A 13,884-nucleotide genomic window follows, 5' to 3' on the forward strand; every position below is an offset into this window, starting at 1 on the left:
GGGCGAGGCAGCGCGATGCAGCAATCAATCGCAAGGAACATGGTGGCCGGGCTGTCCGTGGCGGGCCTTATCCTGCCTGAAGGCATTGCCTATGCCGGTATAGCCGGCCTGCCGCCCGGTCGTGCGCTCGCGGCCGGCATCGTCGGCGGGTTCGCCTATCTGATCGTCGGGCGGAGCCGCTATGCCATCGTATCGCCGACATCCTCCTCGGCCGCGATCCTGGCCGCCGCACTGATCGGCCTGAACGCCCCTGCCGCGGACAAGGGCATGATGGCAACGGCCCTCACCCTGATCGTGGGCCTCATCTTCCTGGGCCTGGCACTTTTCCGGGTCGGGGGACTGGCCGGCTTCATCTCCCGCCCCGTCCTGCGCGGCTTTGCCTTCGGGCTCGCGGTTACGATCGTCATCAAGCAATTGCCCAATATCGCGGGTGTCCGCGTCGCCGGGGGCTCCATCCTTTCGGTGCTCGGCGACCTTGGCGCACAGACCGGACACTGGCACTGGCCCAGCATCATCATCGGCATGAGCGCACTGTGCGCATTGCTGCTGCTCCGCCGCGCGCCACGCATGCCCGCTGCCCTGCTCGTCATCCTCGCCGGGATTGCACTGGGGCAAGCCATCGACCTGTCGACATGGGGCGTGGCGGAGGCAGGGCAAGTCTCGCTCTCGCTGTTGGATTTTCGCTTGCCTGCGGATTTTTCGACATGGGCGCATCTGGCCCAGCTGGCCGCGCCGATCGCGCTCATCCTCTTCGCCGAAAGCTGGGGCACGATGCGCGGGCTGGCGCTCGCACATGGCGACAGCGTCAATCCCAATCGCGAGCTGGCCGGGCTGGGCCTTGCCAACAGCCTGTCGGCCATGGCGCAGGGCATGCCGGTCGGGGCAGGCTTCTCCGCGGGTAACGCGAATGCGACGGCAGGCGCGACCGGCCGCACCGCCGCCCTGACGGCCAGCCTTGCCCTTCTGGCCCTCGCCCTGTTCGCCACGCCACTCATCGCCCATATTCCCGAGCCTGTCCTCGCCGCCGTGGTGATAGGCGCGCTGACCCATGCCCTCTCGCCCGCGCCGCTGCTTCGCCTGTTCCGCATCCGCCGGGACCAGTGGGTCGCGCTAACGGCGGCGCTGGGCGTCCTGGCGCTGGGGGTGCTCAACGGCATGCTCGCGGCGATCGCGCTCTCGATCGTGGAATTGCTCTATCGCCTGTCGCATCCCTCCTTCAGCGAATTGGGACGGATGGGCGAGGGCCATGATTTCGTCGATCGGCTGCGCCATCCGGACGCATCTGCCCTGCCCGGCATCATGATCGTCCGGCCGAACGCTCCGCTGATCTTCGCCAATGCCGAAAGCGTGCTGCGCGCGATCGCGGACAAGGCCCGGCTGGGAAAGCCGGGCACGCTGATCCTCAGTCTGGAAGAGAGCAACGATCTCGATAGCACGGCCGTGGAAGCGCTTGGCGAGTTCGGGACGGCCTTGCGCGCGATCGGCTGCCGGCTCATCCTGGCCCGTATGCACGACCGGGTGCGAGACATATTGCGCGCGGGTGGGCAGGCAGACCTCGCATCCACCGGCACCTACAGCGTGGCGGACGCAGCCGCCCTGGCATTGAAGGAGAGCTGACGATGGCGATCGCGACCCTCATCCAGCCGATACTGGATCCGGTGAAGATCAGCGACCTGCGCCCCACCCAGATGACGGTCGGCATGCGCGAGGTCGAGCGCAAGGCGCGGGCCTGGCGCGAACGGCCGCACGATGAAGCCGGCCGTTACCTCGGCGAGCGCATGATCCCAGCGGTGATCGGCCCCGACAAGCGCCCCTGGATCGTCGATCATCATCATCTTGCGCTGGCGCTCCATCTGGAGGGCGTGGAGATGGTGCTGATCTCCATCCTCGCATCTGCCCAAGAAGCGCTTCTTCGCCTTCATGGACGCACATAACTGGCTTCACCCCTATGATGCGGAAGGCCGCCCCTGCGCCTGGAAGGAATTGCCGCGCGATCTAAGCGGCCTGGTCGACGATCCCTATCGTTCGCTGGCCAGCGACGTCCGGGAGGCCGGCGGCTTCGCCAAGACACAGACGCCCTATTCCGAATTTCTCTGGGCAGATTATTTCCGCGATCATATCCGCAGGCGGGCGCTCGACAGCAAATACCCCAAGGCGCTCGAACGCGCACTGATCCTCGCACGCGACCGGGATGCGCGGCATCTGCCCGGCTGGGCCGGTCAAAGCCAAGAATGACCCTGATACCCTGTCGCGAGGTCTGCCCGCCTTGTCCCACGATCAGCAACCATGTCGCTCCTGCCGGGTTTGACGTCGTATGAAACAACTTCCCCTCGTCGCCGCGCTCAGCCTCTCGCTAGCGCTTGGGCTCGCCGCCTGCTCACCCGGGGCCGAAAAGCAATCAGCCGGAAATTCAGCAGCCAATATGAACAGCGAAGCGAGCGCCCCGGCCCTCCCCCCGACTGCGCCCAACGCCACGCAGGTGCCGCCCTCACCTGCCCCGTCCCCGTCTCCAACGCACGCTGACAAGGTCATCAGTCTTGAGGGTCTTGGCGATCTGCGCCTTGGCCAGCCGGTTTCCAAAGGCGGGTCCTGGGCGGAGCGCGGTGCGCAGACAGGCGAGGCCTGTCGCACGGTCAGTTCACCCGATTATCCCGGCGTCTATGGCATGGTCATAGACGGCAAGGTCCGCCGCATAACCGTCGGTCAGCGTTCCGACGTGAAGCTTGCCGAAGGGATCGGCGTCGGCGCCACCGAGAGCGATGTCAAAAAGTGGTTCGGCGGCTTCCGCTCTGAACCTCACAAATATGAAGATGCGCCCGCCAAATATCTGACCGCGCCCAATGCCGCGAGCGGCGACCCGGCCGTCCGCTTCGAGATCGGACAGGATGGCAAGGTCGAGATGATCCATATCGGGATGATGCCGCAACTCGCCTATGTCGAGGGATGCGCCTGATCCTGACCGGACGGCAGCGCTCCGTTTCTGCCGGCTGCGCAGGGTGTTGCTGGCGGCCGGGACAGGCTTCACGCTCTATCGCAGCCTGGAGCCGGCGTTCTGGTCCATTCGCAACTTCTGTGGCATCCAGTCCGGCGCGATGGGCGTGATCGCCATGGTCATATCGTTGGCCCTCAACATGCTGCTGATCGCAAGCGTCGCCTCGATGTTCATCAACGGCAGAGCGAGGGACCGGACATGACGCGAAGTCCGCAGCAAGCCCGACGAACCTTCGTGATCGAGGGCGCCAATATCGTCGACATTGCCTCCTTCTATCTTGAGGTCAACCGGGTGTTCATGGCGAACGAGGATTGGCAACTCGGCGAGACGCTCGATGGGCTGAATGACATGCTCTATGGCGGCTATGGCGCGCTTGCCGGAAGCGGCCCGGTCGAAATCCTCTGGCGAGACATGGATGCGAGCCGGGCGGCCCTCGGAGCGAGCGCCACCAGCGCGTTTCTCGAACAGCGGCGATCGTTGAGAAGCCAGTTCAACGGCCAGCCGATCGAAGACCAGATATCAGCCCTGGCTGCGGGGCGCGGCAAGACCTACTTCGACATCGTGATGGATATCTTCGCCGATCATCCGCGGATCGCGCTCAGGAGCGTCTAATCCGTCACAACTCTTCATGGTCTTTCGACAATGATTTTCCAGCACGTCAAAACGGGCCGTTCGCTCGTGTAAGAAGAGCGCTCAGGCTGAATGTACGCTTGCTTTGTCGGGCGCACAGCGCGCGTCGAAGCTCCGTGCCAAATCGGCGAGCTTCACTGCGTCCAACTGAGCGACCAGCAGAGCTTCGGCCTCTGAAAGTGCGTCCGCCAGCGCCTCGTTGACCGCCGCCTCGACCGCACAATCAGAATGGGAATGCGCGTTGCCGATGGCAAAGATGCGCGGTCCGCCCACCGCCCGATGCACGTCGAGGAGCGACACCGTCTCCAGGTCCGCTGCGATGACCCAACCACCGCCATGCCCCTTTTCCGAGCGCACATATCCTGCATCCCGCAGACCGGCCATGGTGCGTCGCACGACCACGGGATTGGTGCCCAGCATCACTGCGATCGTGTCGGACGTCATGGCCCCTTCATGCCGCGCCATATGGAGCAGGACATGGAGCATGCGCGAAAGGCGGCTGTCGTTACGCATGACTCGATCCTTTGCATTCCAGACCGGATTGGCAAGCATGATGTTTCACGATACTTATATTGTTACGTGATTCATGGAGCTTTGGACATGCGAGAGTTTGAGAACCCTGAGCATTGGGACACGGCTGCCCAGCATTATGAGAAAACGGCCCATCCCTTCACCGCGCGCTATGCGGAGGCCGCACTCGCCCGGATAGCGATCGGACCCGATAGTCGCGTTCTCGACATTGCCGCCGGCACCGGCGCGCTGACGCTGGCGGCCGCCCGGACAGGCGCACAGGTTCTGGCGACAGACTTCTCGCCCGGCATGGTCGCCCGCATCGCTGCGGCAGGACTCCCCAATGTCGAGGCCCGCACGATGGACGGACAGGCTCTCGCGTTGCCCGACGGGGCTTTCGACGCTGTCTTCTCGATTTTCGGGGTCATCATGTTCCCCGACTGGCGCAAGGGACTGGCCGAAATGGCGAGGGTCACCCGTCCCGGGGGGTATGGCATCGTCGCAACCTGGCAGGAACGCGGCGCAGCGACCTTCCTGCTACTCGGCAATATTCGTCGCAAGCTGTTCCCCGATCGCGCGGACATGGCCATGCCGGACGCTGTCGGCGCCCTCAGCGATCCGAAGGATTTCGCCCGCGAAATGATCATCGCAGGCTATCGCGACCCGCACATCGAGCGCGTGACCCATGACTATGAGCTCGACGTCGCGGCGCTCGATGATCCCGATACATTATTCGGCATGTCACCCGACTGGACCAGCCTGAGCGATGGCGAAAAGACAAATGTCATTGCCGAGGTCCGGCATATGGCAGGAGATCGCTCAATCCTGCCCATTCCATCAACCGCCCTGATCGCGGTCGCACAGCGTTGATTTGTTCGGATGATGTCACGTCAGAAGATGGATTTCGGCCAAGAGCTGCCATTCGGCTCATGAGGGAGTGCCGACACACTCTCGGGCCAAAGCAATGAACGCTTTGAATGCGGCAGAGGGATTACGCCGGCTTGGATAGTAGAGGGCCAGAGGCGCGAGAGGCGGCGTCCAATCTTCCAAGACCCGAACCAGGCGTCCGCTGGCAAGGTCTTCCTGGATGTCGGACTCCATGAAAAAGCCAATCCCGATGCTGTCCAGAACCGCCATGCGGGAAAGGCTCGCTTCGTCGAGCGTAACGGGGCCGTCGACATCTACCTGAACAGATTGCCCATTCTTTTCGAAATGCCAGCGGTAAAGCGCGCCATTTGGTAGCCTTACACGAAGGCACTGATGGGTGTGCAGGTCAGCCGGGACCAATGGCTTGCCCCGCTTTTCGAAATAGGCTGGCGTCGCGACGACCGCGAAGCGCCTCAGGCCACCGAGAGGAACGGCGATCATGTCGTTGGGAACGAGGTCGGCAGATCGAACACCAAGGTCGAAGCCCTCGCCAACGACTTCGACCAGTCTCCCTTCGGTGACCAGATCGATATGAACCTGCGGATAGCGGCGCAAGAACTCGAGTATGAGCGGTGCCATGATCTCGCGGGCGGCTGTGGGGAAGGCATTTATGCGCAAGGTTCCAGAAGGCACTTCCTGCTGCGATCGCACGGTCTCCATTGCCTCGTGAATGTCCTGCAGCGCAGGACCGACACGTTCGACGAATGCCCGCCCCGCGTCTGTCAGCGAAACGCTCCTGGTGGTCCGGTTGAACAGGCGCACGCCCAGTTGGCGTTCAAGCTTGCCGATGGCGTTGCTCAAAGCAGTCGTCGATAGGCCAATATCGATCGCAGCCGCGCGGAATGATCCCTTGCGCATGATGGCGATCACCGCGTCGAGCTCGATCAGACTATGCCGGCCCATTGTCCCGCCAATCGCAATGTTTCATCCCTCTTTATCCCGATTATCGTGAGGTCCGTCCAACGCTAAATCAGCCTCATCACCGACGAGGAGATGAGCATGTCAATGGATCTACCCAAGCCGATCGCCGACTATGTCGAGGCAAATGCCCGTCTCGATATCGACGGCATGTTGAAGCCCTTCCAGCACGACGCCGTCTTCATCGACAACGGCAAGCATTTCGAGGGGCAGGCGGCGATCCGCCATCTCCTCGAAGAAGAAGTGATTCCGGTGAAGGCGATATTCACGCCCGATACTGCTCGCGAAGAAGACGGCGATATCGTCGTCGAAGGTCCCGCCAATGGCGAATTCCCGGGCAGTCCGCTCCGCTTCACCTATCGCTTCACGCTGGTGGACGGCACCATCAAGACGCTGGAGACCACGATATGAGCATCAAGGTCGATCCCACCGAGTTCGCCGGCAAGCGCGTGCTTGTTAGCGGTGGCACCAAGGGGCTTGGTCGCGCCACGGTCGAACGCTTTCTGGCCGGTGGTGCTCGTGTCATCACCGCTGCCCGCGCGATCAAGGATCCGATAGAAGCCGTCGTATATGTGCAGGCGGACCTGACAACCGCAGAGGGTGGCGAAGCGCTGGCCAGGGCGGCGCTCGAGCAGCTGGGCGGCATCGACATTCTCGCCCATGTCATCGGCGGTTCGGCCTCGCCCGCGGGAGGCTTTGTCGCGCTGACTGATGACCACTGGCTCGCCGAACTCAACCTCAATCTGTTGGCAACGGTCCGGCTCGATCGGCTGCTGATCCCGCAGATGCTCGATCGGCGCGAGGGCTGTGTGGTGCACATCACCTCGATCCAGTCGGTCCTGCCGCTGCCCGAATCCACGACCGCCTATGCCGCGGCCAAGGCCGCGCTGAGGACCTACAGCAAGTCGATCTCAAAGGAACTTGGTCCCAAGGGCGTTCGAGTCAACTCCGTTTCGCCCGGCTGGATCATGACGGAGGCTACCGGAGACTTTCTTGAGACGCTCAGGGCTGCCAACGGCGGCACGATCGAGCAGGCGCGTCAGGCCGTGCTCGATGCCTTGGGCGGGATCTCGATCGGGCGCGGAGCCGAGCCAGCAGAGGTGGCCGACCTCATCGCTTACCTCGCCTCCGATCGAGCTGCCGCGATCCACGGCGCTGAATTCGTCATCGACGGTGGGACAATTCGCACCGTTTGAGGGTGTCGCACTGCGCTCGCGCTCCACCGGGCGGGTGTAGGATGGTGGCAATCGATCGCTGCCTGCTGCCCGGCCAGGGCGTGCGGCGCGCCATCTACAATCGGTATCGCGGCTGCGTCAGGGATGCGCAGCCGCGACGGCTGTAACAACGAATCGACCTCGACGGCGATCAGGCCCCAGCGACCTTCGAGCGCCGGCGCGCTTCGCTGATAGTCAGCGAGACCGCCGAGATGAGAAAGTAAAAGGCGCCGAAGGCTGCGTAAGGCGCTATGTCAGCGATGCTGACCGGCGCCACGCCTCCGGCCTTGCTGAGCATGTGCGCCCCGGCTAGCCCTGACTGGGCACCGCTCAGGATCATCGCCCACTGCGCGCCGTATGACTTCCAGCGGCGCAGGCCGGTAAGGAGCTGGAACAAGCCAGACAGGACGGCCCAGACACCGAAGATCTGGAGCACGGCGTGCATGCCGTGCGGCAGGGTGGCTGCCACGGCAACGGCGGTCGCGACGCTGACGACGAAGTTCAGCATCTGGCTCTTATTGTTCCCCATACCGCCGGACCGGCTGGCATCCATATAGTTCGCGAGAGCGTCCCAGGCGGGATAGGCCACGAGCATCACCGCAGCCAGCGGCGGCGCGGTCGTCGCCACCTTAAAGGCCAGCGCGACCCAGATCGCGGAGACCATAAAGCGCAGATAATAGTAGGTCTTGAGCCAGTCACGATCGGGGGCTCTCGTTCCAGTGATCGAATTCATGGTGGGGTTCCTTTCTGTAAAACAGGCGCACGTTTCCCATCCCGAAATCCGGGTGGGTTGGTGATCGGTGGTTCGGTCAATGCGCGGCCCAGCGGCGGCCGCGTCAGGTCAGAGGCGGAAGCGTCGCGGCAGGCGCCATCGCGCCGCAGCCGCGACGGCGGCGCACCCGATGGAATACCAGACTATGACGTAGAGCGGATCGTTGAAGGGACAGCAGAAGGCGAACACAAAGGCTCCGCAGGCACCGGCGGCGATGCCGGAAGCGAGCGCACTGAACCTTGGCTGGGTCGGCGCTGCTCTCCGCATCAGGGCTCCGAGCAATGCCATAACAGGTAGCGAGAGCAGGAAGATCGAGGTGGCGCACAGGATGCCGCTTGCCGGATCGATGCGATCGAGCAGCGCGCGGTCGGCCACGCCTTCGGGCGCAACGAACGCGCCGCTGACGATGGCGAGGGCAGCAAGCGCGCCGGCCAGCATCACTCCCCGGCGCGGTTGCGCGGTGGGCGAGTAGGACTTGATCGCCAAGGCGCAGGCGGCGATGGCGAGAAGGCCGAGGCTGCCCATCCGCCACATCAGGAACGGAGACCCACCCATATGATGCATGTCCGGCCGCATCACCCCCAGGGCGAGGAACAGCGCGAGCTCCACCGCGCCAAGCGCGAAGACGAGCCCACCTTCACGCAGCATGCTGCGGCGCTGGACGGGCGCAAGATCAGAGGACAGATCTGCGATCAGGGATTCATTCGACATCGGGTGTCTTCTCAATGATAGCCGTCAGGCGCGCGAGCCCACGGTGAATGTTCATCTTCACGGCCGACGGGGAGAGGCCGATCCGGGCCGACGCCTCCTCGATGCTGTAGCCTTGCACCTTGACCAGCAGGATCGCCTGGGATTGCGCGGGGCGGAGCTCGTCGAGCAGGCTCGCCAGCACGGAGCTGCTGATAACGGCCGCCTCGTGGTCCCCGACCGCGATCACGTCGGGAAGTTCGTCCATCGGTCGACGGGCCAGGCTGCGAAGTTGGTCGACCCATTTGTTCTTCGCAATTGCCGCCAGCCACGGACCTAGCGGATATTGCGGATCATATGTGTGGCGACGCCGATGGATGGCGAGCAGGGTCTCCTGGACAGCGTCGTCCACCTCACCTGGCGGCAGCCGCCGGTAAAAGTAGCGCGCGAGCCACTCCGACATCTCGGCGAGTAGCCGCCGATAGGCGCCGCCATGCCCATCTTGGGCCGCGACCATGAGACTGCTCCAGCTATCCGGTGCCGTCCGCGACGGACGCTCGCGACTGACCGGCTTTGAGATTAATCTCGAGAGGAAGTACGAGCGCATGATCCCTTATTCGCGTGCGAAGCTGCGCCGGTCACTCCACGCTGACAATTTATTTGGGCACGCCCTGGACTGACCGAAGCCGGCCATCCAGTCGGCAATTTTCGATCGCCACGTGCTGACCGACAGCTATCGCGACCGCTGCCGACCAGCTCAAGACATTCAGCGTCGTTGATGGGAGCGGCGGCTCCTCCGCTGAAACCCGCCATTCGGGCCGGGCAAATCAGCGGGTCGGCTTTGCGCACTATTTTCTGTCATTCGAGGGTGTCATTGCAAAACCTAAAAGCTGCCACTCGCGTAACCTCATGAGCCGGCTGCGCGTGTGGCGACCGTTAGATTGCAACGATTTTTCTGGGCCAGTCTGTCAGTCCGGGTTTGAAGCTGTTGCTCTTTATGCTCGTCTGCGGTGACTTGGCGGCGTCGATGCAATGTTCATCGGCACGGTTGTCGCGGCGATAGACTCCCCAGCCTGCGAAGAAAGAGGAGTCGTAGAAGGACCGGCAGGTACCGTCGCAACTGCTGCTCGACTCAGGTCCATAGCCAGAACCGTTCTCGCTGCGCTATGCACGGATAATGGAGACAGGCACGATCCAGGCACTGGCAGCGATCACCGACGAAGGTCAGTTCGAACGACTCGCTACTGCTGTCTTGCGGCTCGTACCCGACTATGAGGGCCTTACCCATACCGGTATCAATGTCGACGGTAAGACACGCCGCTCTCCCGTCGATGGGCTACGCTTTTTCGGGGAAAATGGCGCGCATCTTGTTGTTGTGCATCACACCATCACCACTGCAAAGGCGCTGCGGCGCAAGTGGTTGCTCGACCTGTCGACGGTTAAACCGCGCCAGCGTGGCGGCCGGCCCTCTGAGGACCCGGGCGATGTAACCAAGGCTCTCGCTATCATCGCGCAGGAACGCAAGCGGGCGCCTGGCCTCAAGGCGACTCTCGTCCTAACCACCAACCAGGAGCCCGATGAGGAACTGGTCCGTGACGCAACGGCTATGGGGCGGGATCAGGACGTCACTGTCGATATCTGGGCTCGCTCGAGGATCGCGGCAAAACTCGACATGACCGGGGCCGGCAATCTGATCCGGCGAAAGCTGCTCAGCATCGATGCTGAATTACTATCGCGACCGCTGCTTGCGGAGCTTGCCAGGCTAAACCTGGACAATTTTGATGCCGGCGACGATCCGGCGTTGCGGGTGTCTCGCGCGCTCGACAACGACCTTGTTGCCAAGGGGCTCGGTGCTGCGACGTTTCTGGTCGCGCCTTCAGGATCAGGCAAGACCATCGCCTGCCATAAGCTGCTACTCTCCCATGTCAGCGCCGGGGGCATAGCGCTCGTCGTGCCGCATGAGATTGTCGAGCAGGCGAGCAGCGTAGAACAAGCCGTAACCGCAACCTTGCTTCGCTTGCTGCCTAATCTTGCGCCAGGCCAGAGCCCGTTGGCATTGTTCAGCGAAGAAGATGCGTTGTTGCTCCTTATTGAGGACATCAATCGATCGGCACAGCCCACGCGGTTGATCGAAAAGATCATAGGTTGGTCGCCTAGCTCCGACTCGAAGCACCAACCGACTTGGAAGCTAGTCTGTCCGGTTTGGCCGCATCTGCTGGGCGGCGTGCGCAGCCAGCTTAACGACCGGGTCATCGCCATGAGCAGGCAGCCCGCGCCGATGACCGTCGCCGAGGCCACCGCTCTGGTCCGCGTGACTGCCGCCGCGTCGCACGTCCATCTGGATGAGGGCAGGGCGCGCGCCATCGCCGAGACACTGGGTTCGGATCCCTTGTTGATTGCGCTCAATCAGGACTGGCAAGCTCCTCAGGCCGAGCAGGTCATCCAAAGCTTTTGCGCAGACGCGCTGAGGCGAGTACAGCAGCAAGGTCAGTTTCTCGCGACTGAACTGCACGATGCGCTGCTGAGCCTGGGCAAGGCGATGCTGGCCAATCGCATCCTAGACCCCAATTGGCGGAATGTGGCGGGTTGGGGCCTGGGCTCTGAGGACCTGCGTGCGCTCAAGGCGATCGCTCTGCACGGCGAAATCTTGCGCCTGGATGGCGACGCTGATAATCAGGCGCTTCGTTTTCGCCATGACCGCGTTCGCGATTGGGTGCTCGTGTCTGCTGCCTTCTCGCTTGCCGCAGCCGGCATTTTGCCTGCCGAAACGATTGCAGATCCGGCGCTGGCAGAAATAATCGGCGGGCTAATCGTCCGGTCCGAAGCGTCGCCCGCTACGCTACGCGGGGTTGAAATCCATGGGCCCTTCGCGCTTTTCCATGCACTTCGCCTCGCGCCTGCCGGCGCGGATTGGGCCTATTCGGTCGTCGAGGTGACGAAACGCTGGCTGCGCGATCCCGCCAACCGGGGACCATCCATGGCGACGTTGCGCTGGCAGGCCATGGCTGCATTGGAAGAAGTCGACGGGACCTTCATGGCCAAGTTGATCGAAGCTTTCCCCGAACCATCTGCAATGTTGCACCTCGCGGCGCTTCGAAATGGCGATGTCGAAGGCGGCGTGGCGCTCTCCACGCGCTTCGAACTTACCTCAGTCGCCTATTGGGCGATGCCAGCCATCGCTGCTGCGCGACGCCACTTCGGGGACCGTATCGTCGTCAAACTCGCCGAGCTGATCGACCAGGATGACAATCAGACGGAGAAGCGGCGCTGGGCGCTGATCGAATTCGCGGGCGTGATTGGTGATCCAACACTAGGGTCCTCTCTTTTGCGGCTTTGGGCGCGTGACACAAACCGCGATGAAAATCTGTGTATCTATCTATGGGCGATGGCGCGCTGTGCGACACCGGATACGGCAGCGGCGCTCTTGGATCCGATCTGCGCTGCCTGGGCCGCTCTCTCGGATGAGCGCGGGGAACACGGCTCAACGCCGCGCTCCGACCTTGCCGCGCATACGGTTCGTATGGGTTTCGAACGGGCGCCACCGCTTGGCGCACTCGACTATTTCGTGAAGCGGGCCGAGCAAGCCGACCTCGCCTGGCAGATCGAATATATGCTCCACGGCATCGACCATCCAACCGCGCTCCTGTTCGAAGCGCGCCAGAGCGCCGCGCGCTTCCGCAAGGACCCGAGCTGGTACAGCGTCAACAATCACGCCCGAGACCATTGGGACCCAAGGTTCGGCCGATCAGGCAGCGCGATGGGGGATGTCGGAAGGGCCGCGCTATTCGCTTTGTGGTCGGACCTTTCGCAGGACGATGCCCTCCGGCGTGCTGCCTTCGACCTTTGGGCAGCACCGCATGGGGCGCAAGATCTGGCAGTGCTCCGGCCCTTTGCGAAGGATGCGGTTCTTGCCGATCCGGTTCTGCGCCGCCGCCTCGAACGTTCCGATAGCCAAGTCATCCCGCAGCTCATCGAAATGCTCGAAGGCAAACATGGCATGCGCTGGTGGTATTACGCGCGCCATGTCTGGTGCGGGGCATTATTCGACGCGCTTGATCGGGCGTTGGCGCGTGAGGCTGCCCGACCGCTACCCGATGAAAATGCGCAATATGAAATCGGCTCGGTGCTAACCCGACCGATCCTCAAGTTGCAACCGAGCGAAGCCGAGTCGTTATTGCTGCGCTATTGGGACAAACTTGGCCGGATGAAACATTTTGTCCAGGCAGCGCTGCATGTCGCGACGCCGGAGATGTGCGGCCGCGCCGCGCAAGTGATCAATTCCAGCGATAACCCGGCCGGCTATTTCCAGCATTTTACGATGCACTATGGCCTCAAGACGCAAGGTGAGGCGGGCATCACACGCGAGGCGCAGATCCGGGCGCTCGAACCCTATCTCCATCTGCTGGACGAAAGCGCCCTTGAAGACCTTGCCGGAGCCTGTGACGATAAGGGATGGTACGCGTTGCGGCGCACCCTGATTGATCCGTTCCGTGCTGAGGGGCGCATCGAGTCTCCGGCTTGGTTTCGTCGCGTGCTCGACGAGAACACGAAGTACCAGTCGTCGGCCTTTCTCGACTACAGGATCGACGAGGCCATCAAGGCTGACATGCGCTGGCCACAGCTTGCCGCCGAGGTGCGCGAATGGCTTCAGGATCAGGTGGGCGAACGCGGATTGTCAGTCGCCAAAGAAGTGGTGCTCCATGCCGGCGGTCTGTCGGACTTGGACATTCTCGACCTGTGGCCAGGTGAGGACCGGACCCTGCTAGCCGATACCAAGACAGATCTGGACTTTGCGCTACGTCGTCGAAACCGGGGCGCTGTCTAGGCCCGCAAGTAGCTAGAGTGGGGGAAGGGCAGCTGCCCGCTGCGCGGGCACCGCGGCCCTATGTGCGCTTCGCTTCGCTGCGCTCCGACCGAGCTCGGCTGCGCCGGTCTCGGCCGTGCCGGGTTTCCGGATCATTCAGACCAGTAGCTGACGGTCCGAAACCGACCCGCTTTCTGCAATGCCGGGGTGCCGGCTAGTCAACTGCGGATGTCGGCTCCTGGCAAGAGGTGTCATTCCATCTTTCGCTCCGGAACGTCGGGTTTGTCCCAGACGCCGCCGATCCCGGTAGAGTCAGGAAGTGGCGCGGTGTCGTGCGGCGCGCCTGTGGGGCTTGCCAGACGGTCCGTTTCCACTCCCTGCTCATCGAACCGGACGTGCAGATCTCCCGCATCCGGCTCTCGGACAAGAT

At 63.0% G+C, this 13,884-nt stretch carries 13 protein-coding genes and 1 pseudogene; 9 read left to right on the forward strand and 5 right to left on the reverse strand.

Annotation, left to right across the window (positions count from 1 at the left end; genetic code table 11):
• Nucleotides 1–39 precede the first annotated feature (39 nt).
• The 5 genes and pseudogenes from RQH62_RS23720 to RQH62_RS23740 all read left to right on the forward strand — a co-directional run bounded on the left by RQH62_RS23720 (nt 40) and on the right by RQH62_RS23740 (nt 3,604).
• Nucleotides 40–1,617 (forward strand): SulP family inorganic anion transporter, encoded by a 1,578-nt coding sequence (locus RQH62_RS23720; protein ID WP_311271118.1) that lies wholly within the window; start codon nt 40–42, stop codon nt 1,615–1,617.
• Between the two features lie 83 nt (nt 1,618–1,700).
• A pseudogene (locus tag RQH62_RS23725) lies at nt 1,701–2,235 on the forward strand (ParB-like protein).
• Between the two features lie 187 nt (nt 2,236–2,422).
• Nucleotides 2,423–2,953, forward strand: a complete 531-nt coding sequence (locus RQH62_RS23730) for a hypothetical protein (protein WP_311271119.1) — start codon at nt 2,423–2,425, stop codon at nt 2,951–2,953.
• Between the two features lie 43 nt (nt 2,954–2,996).
• Nucleotides 2,997–3,194 carry a hypothetical protein gene (locus tag RQH62_RS23735; protein ID WP_311271120.1) on the forward strand — a complete coding sequence of 66 codons (198 nt, stop codon included), beginning with the start codon at nt 2,997–2,999 and terminating at the stop codon, nt 3,192–3,194.
• 32 nt (nt 3,195–3,226) lie between these two features.
• Nucleotides 3,227–3,604, forward strand: coding sequence for a ribonuclease inhibitor (locus RQH62_RS23740; protein WP_311271121.1), 378 nt, complete (start codon nt 3,227–3,229; stop codon nt 3,602–3,604).
• Between the two features lie 81 nt (nt 3,605–3,685).
• Here the strand turns inward: RQH62_RS23740 and RQH62_RS23745 are convergent, their stop codons facing one another.
• Entirely contained in the window at nt 3,686–4,135 is a 450-nt protein-coding gene (locus RQH62_RS23745; RefSeq protein WP_311271122.1) for an Rrf2 family transcriptional regulator, read from the reverse strand.
• Nucleotides 4,136–4,222: 87 nt separating this feature from the next.
• Here RQH62_RS23745 and RQH62_RS23750 point away from each other — a divergent pair, with 87 nt between their 5' ends.
• Entirely contained in the window at nt 4,223–5,002 is a 780-nt protein-coding gene (locus tag RQH62_RS23750) for a class I SAM-dependent methyltransferase (protein WP_311271123.1), read from the forward strand.
• Between the two features lie 57 nt (nt 5,003–5,059).
• On the opposite strand, the gene RQH62_RS23755 is transcribed toward RQH62_RS23750, so the two are convergent.
• Nucleotides 5,060–5,962 (reverse strand): LysR substrate-binding domain-containing protein, encoded by a 903-nt coding sequence (locus RQH62_RS23755; RefSeq protein WP_311271124.1) that lies wholly within the window; start codon nt 5,960–5,962, stop codon nt 5,060–5,062.
• Nucleotides 5,963–6,058: 96 nt separating this feature from the next.
• On the opposite strand from RQH62_RS23755, the gene RQH62_RS23760 reads away from it, so the two are divergent.
• Nucleotides 6,059–6,388 carry a nuclear transport factor 2 family protein gene (locus RQH62_RS23760; protein WP_311271125.1) on the forward strand — a complete coding sequence of 110 codons (330 nt, stop codon included), beginning with the start codon at nt 6,059–6,061 and terminating at the stop codon, nt 6,386–6,388.
• On the forward strand, nt 6,385–7,173 hold the full coding sequence (locus tag RQH62_RS23765; RefSeq protein WP_311271126.1) for an SDR family oxidoreductase: 789 nt from the start codon (nt 6,385–6,387) through the stop codon (nt 7,171–7,173). The genes RQH62_RS23760 and RQH62_RS23765 overlap by 4 nt, the downstream gene beginning before the upstream one ends.
• Before the next feature lie 169 nt (nt 7,174–7,342).
• On the opposite strand, the gene RQH62_RS23770 is transcribed toward RQH62_RS23765, so the two are convergent.
• From RQH62_RS23770 to RQH62_RS23780, 3 genes are all read right to left on the reverse strand, one after another.
• Complete coding sequence (locus RQH62_RS23770) at nt 7,343–7,924, reverse strand: DUF308 domain-containing protein (protein WP_311271127.1); 582 nt, start codon at nt 7,922–7,924, stop codon at nt 7,343–7,345.
• Nucleotides 7,925–8,032: 108 nt separating this feature from the next.
• Nucleotides 8,033–8,674, reverse strand: coding sequence for a DUF1109 domain-containing protein (locus RQH62_RS23775; RefSeq protein ID WP_311271128.1), 642 nt, complete (start codon nt 8,672–8,674; stop codon nt 8,033–8,035).
• Nucleotides 8,664–9,167 (reverse strand): sigma-70 family RNA polymerase sigma factor, encoded by a 504-nt coding sequence (locus RQH62_RS23780; RefSeq protein WP_311271129.1) that lies wholly within the window; start codon nt 9,165–9,167, stop codon nt 8,664–8,666. The genes RQH62_RS23775 and RQH62_RS23780 overlap by 11 nt, the downstream gene beginning before the upstream one ends.
• Before the next feature lie 660 nt (nt 9,168–9,827).
• Here RQH62_RS23780 and RQH62_RS23785 point away from each other — a divergent pair.
• Nucleotides 9,828–13,475 carry a hypothetical protein gene (locus RQH62_RS23785; RefSeq protein WP_311271130.1) on the forward strand — a complete coding sequence of 1,216 codons (3,648 nt, stop codon included), beginning with the start codon at nt 9,828–9,830 and terminating at the stop codon, nt 13,473–13,475.
• Nucleotides 13,476–13,884 lie beyond the last annotated feature (409 nt).

It is taken from the genome of Sphingobium sp. WCS2017Hpa-17, assembly GCF_031843765.1.
Taxonomy (GTDB): domain Bacteria; phylum Pseudomonadota; class Alphaproteobacteria; order Sphingomonadales; family Sphingomonadaceae; genus Sphingobium.

Bases quoted from the DNA above. Each gene is read 5' to 3' on its own strand.
- RQH62_RS23745 (WP_311271122.1), bottom strand. From the start codon at position 4,135: ATGCGTAACGACAGCCGCCTTTCGCGCATGCTCCATGTCCTGCTCCAT.
- RQH62_RS23780 (WP_311271129.1), bottom strand. From the start codon at position 9,167: ATGGTCGCGGCCCAAGATGGGCATGGCGGCGCCTATCGGCGGCTACTC.
- RQH62_RS23755 (WP_311271124.1), bottom strand. From the start codon at position 5,962: ATGGGCCGGCATAGTCTGATCGAGCTCGACGCGGTGATCGCCATCATG.
- RQH62_RS23730 (WP_311271119.1), top strand. From the start codon at position 2,423: ATGAACAGCGAAGCGAGCGCCCCGGCCCTCCCCCCGACTGCGCCCAAC.
- RQH62_RS23750 (WP_311271123.1), top strand. From the start codon at position 4,223: ATGCGAGAGTTTGAGAACCCTGAGCATTGGGACACGGCTGCCCAGCAT.
- RQH62_RS23785 (WP_311271130.1), top strand. From the start codon at position 9,828: ATGGAGACAGGCACGATCCAGGCACTGGCAGCGATCACCGACGAAGGT.
- RQH62_RS23775 (WP_311271128.1), bottom strand. From the start codon at position 8,674: ATGTCGAATGAATCCCTGATCGCAGATCTGTCCTCTGATCTTGCGCCC.
- RQH62_RS23720 (WP_311271118.1), top strand. From the start codon at position 40: ATGGTGGCCGGGCTGTCCGTGGCGGGCCTTATCCTGCCTGAAGGCATT.
- RQH62_RS23760 (WP_311271125.1), top strand. From the start codon at position 6,059: ATGTCAATGGATCTACCCAAGCCGATCGCCGACTATGTCGAGGCAAAT.
- RQH62_RS23770 (WP_311271127.1), bottom strand. From the start codon at position 7,924: ATGAATTCGATCACTGGAACGAGAGCCCCCGATCGTGACTGGCTCAAG.
- RQH62_RS23765 (WP_311271126.1), top strand. From the start codon at position 6,385: ATGAGCATCAAGGTCGATCCCACCGAGTTCGCCGGCAAGCGCGTGCTT.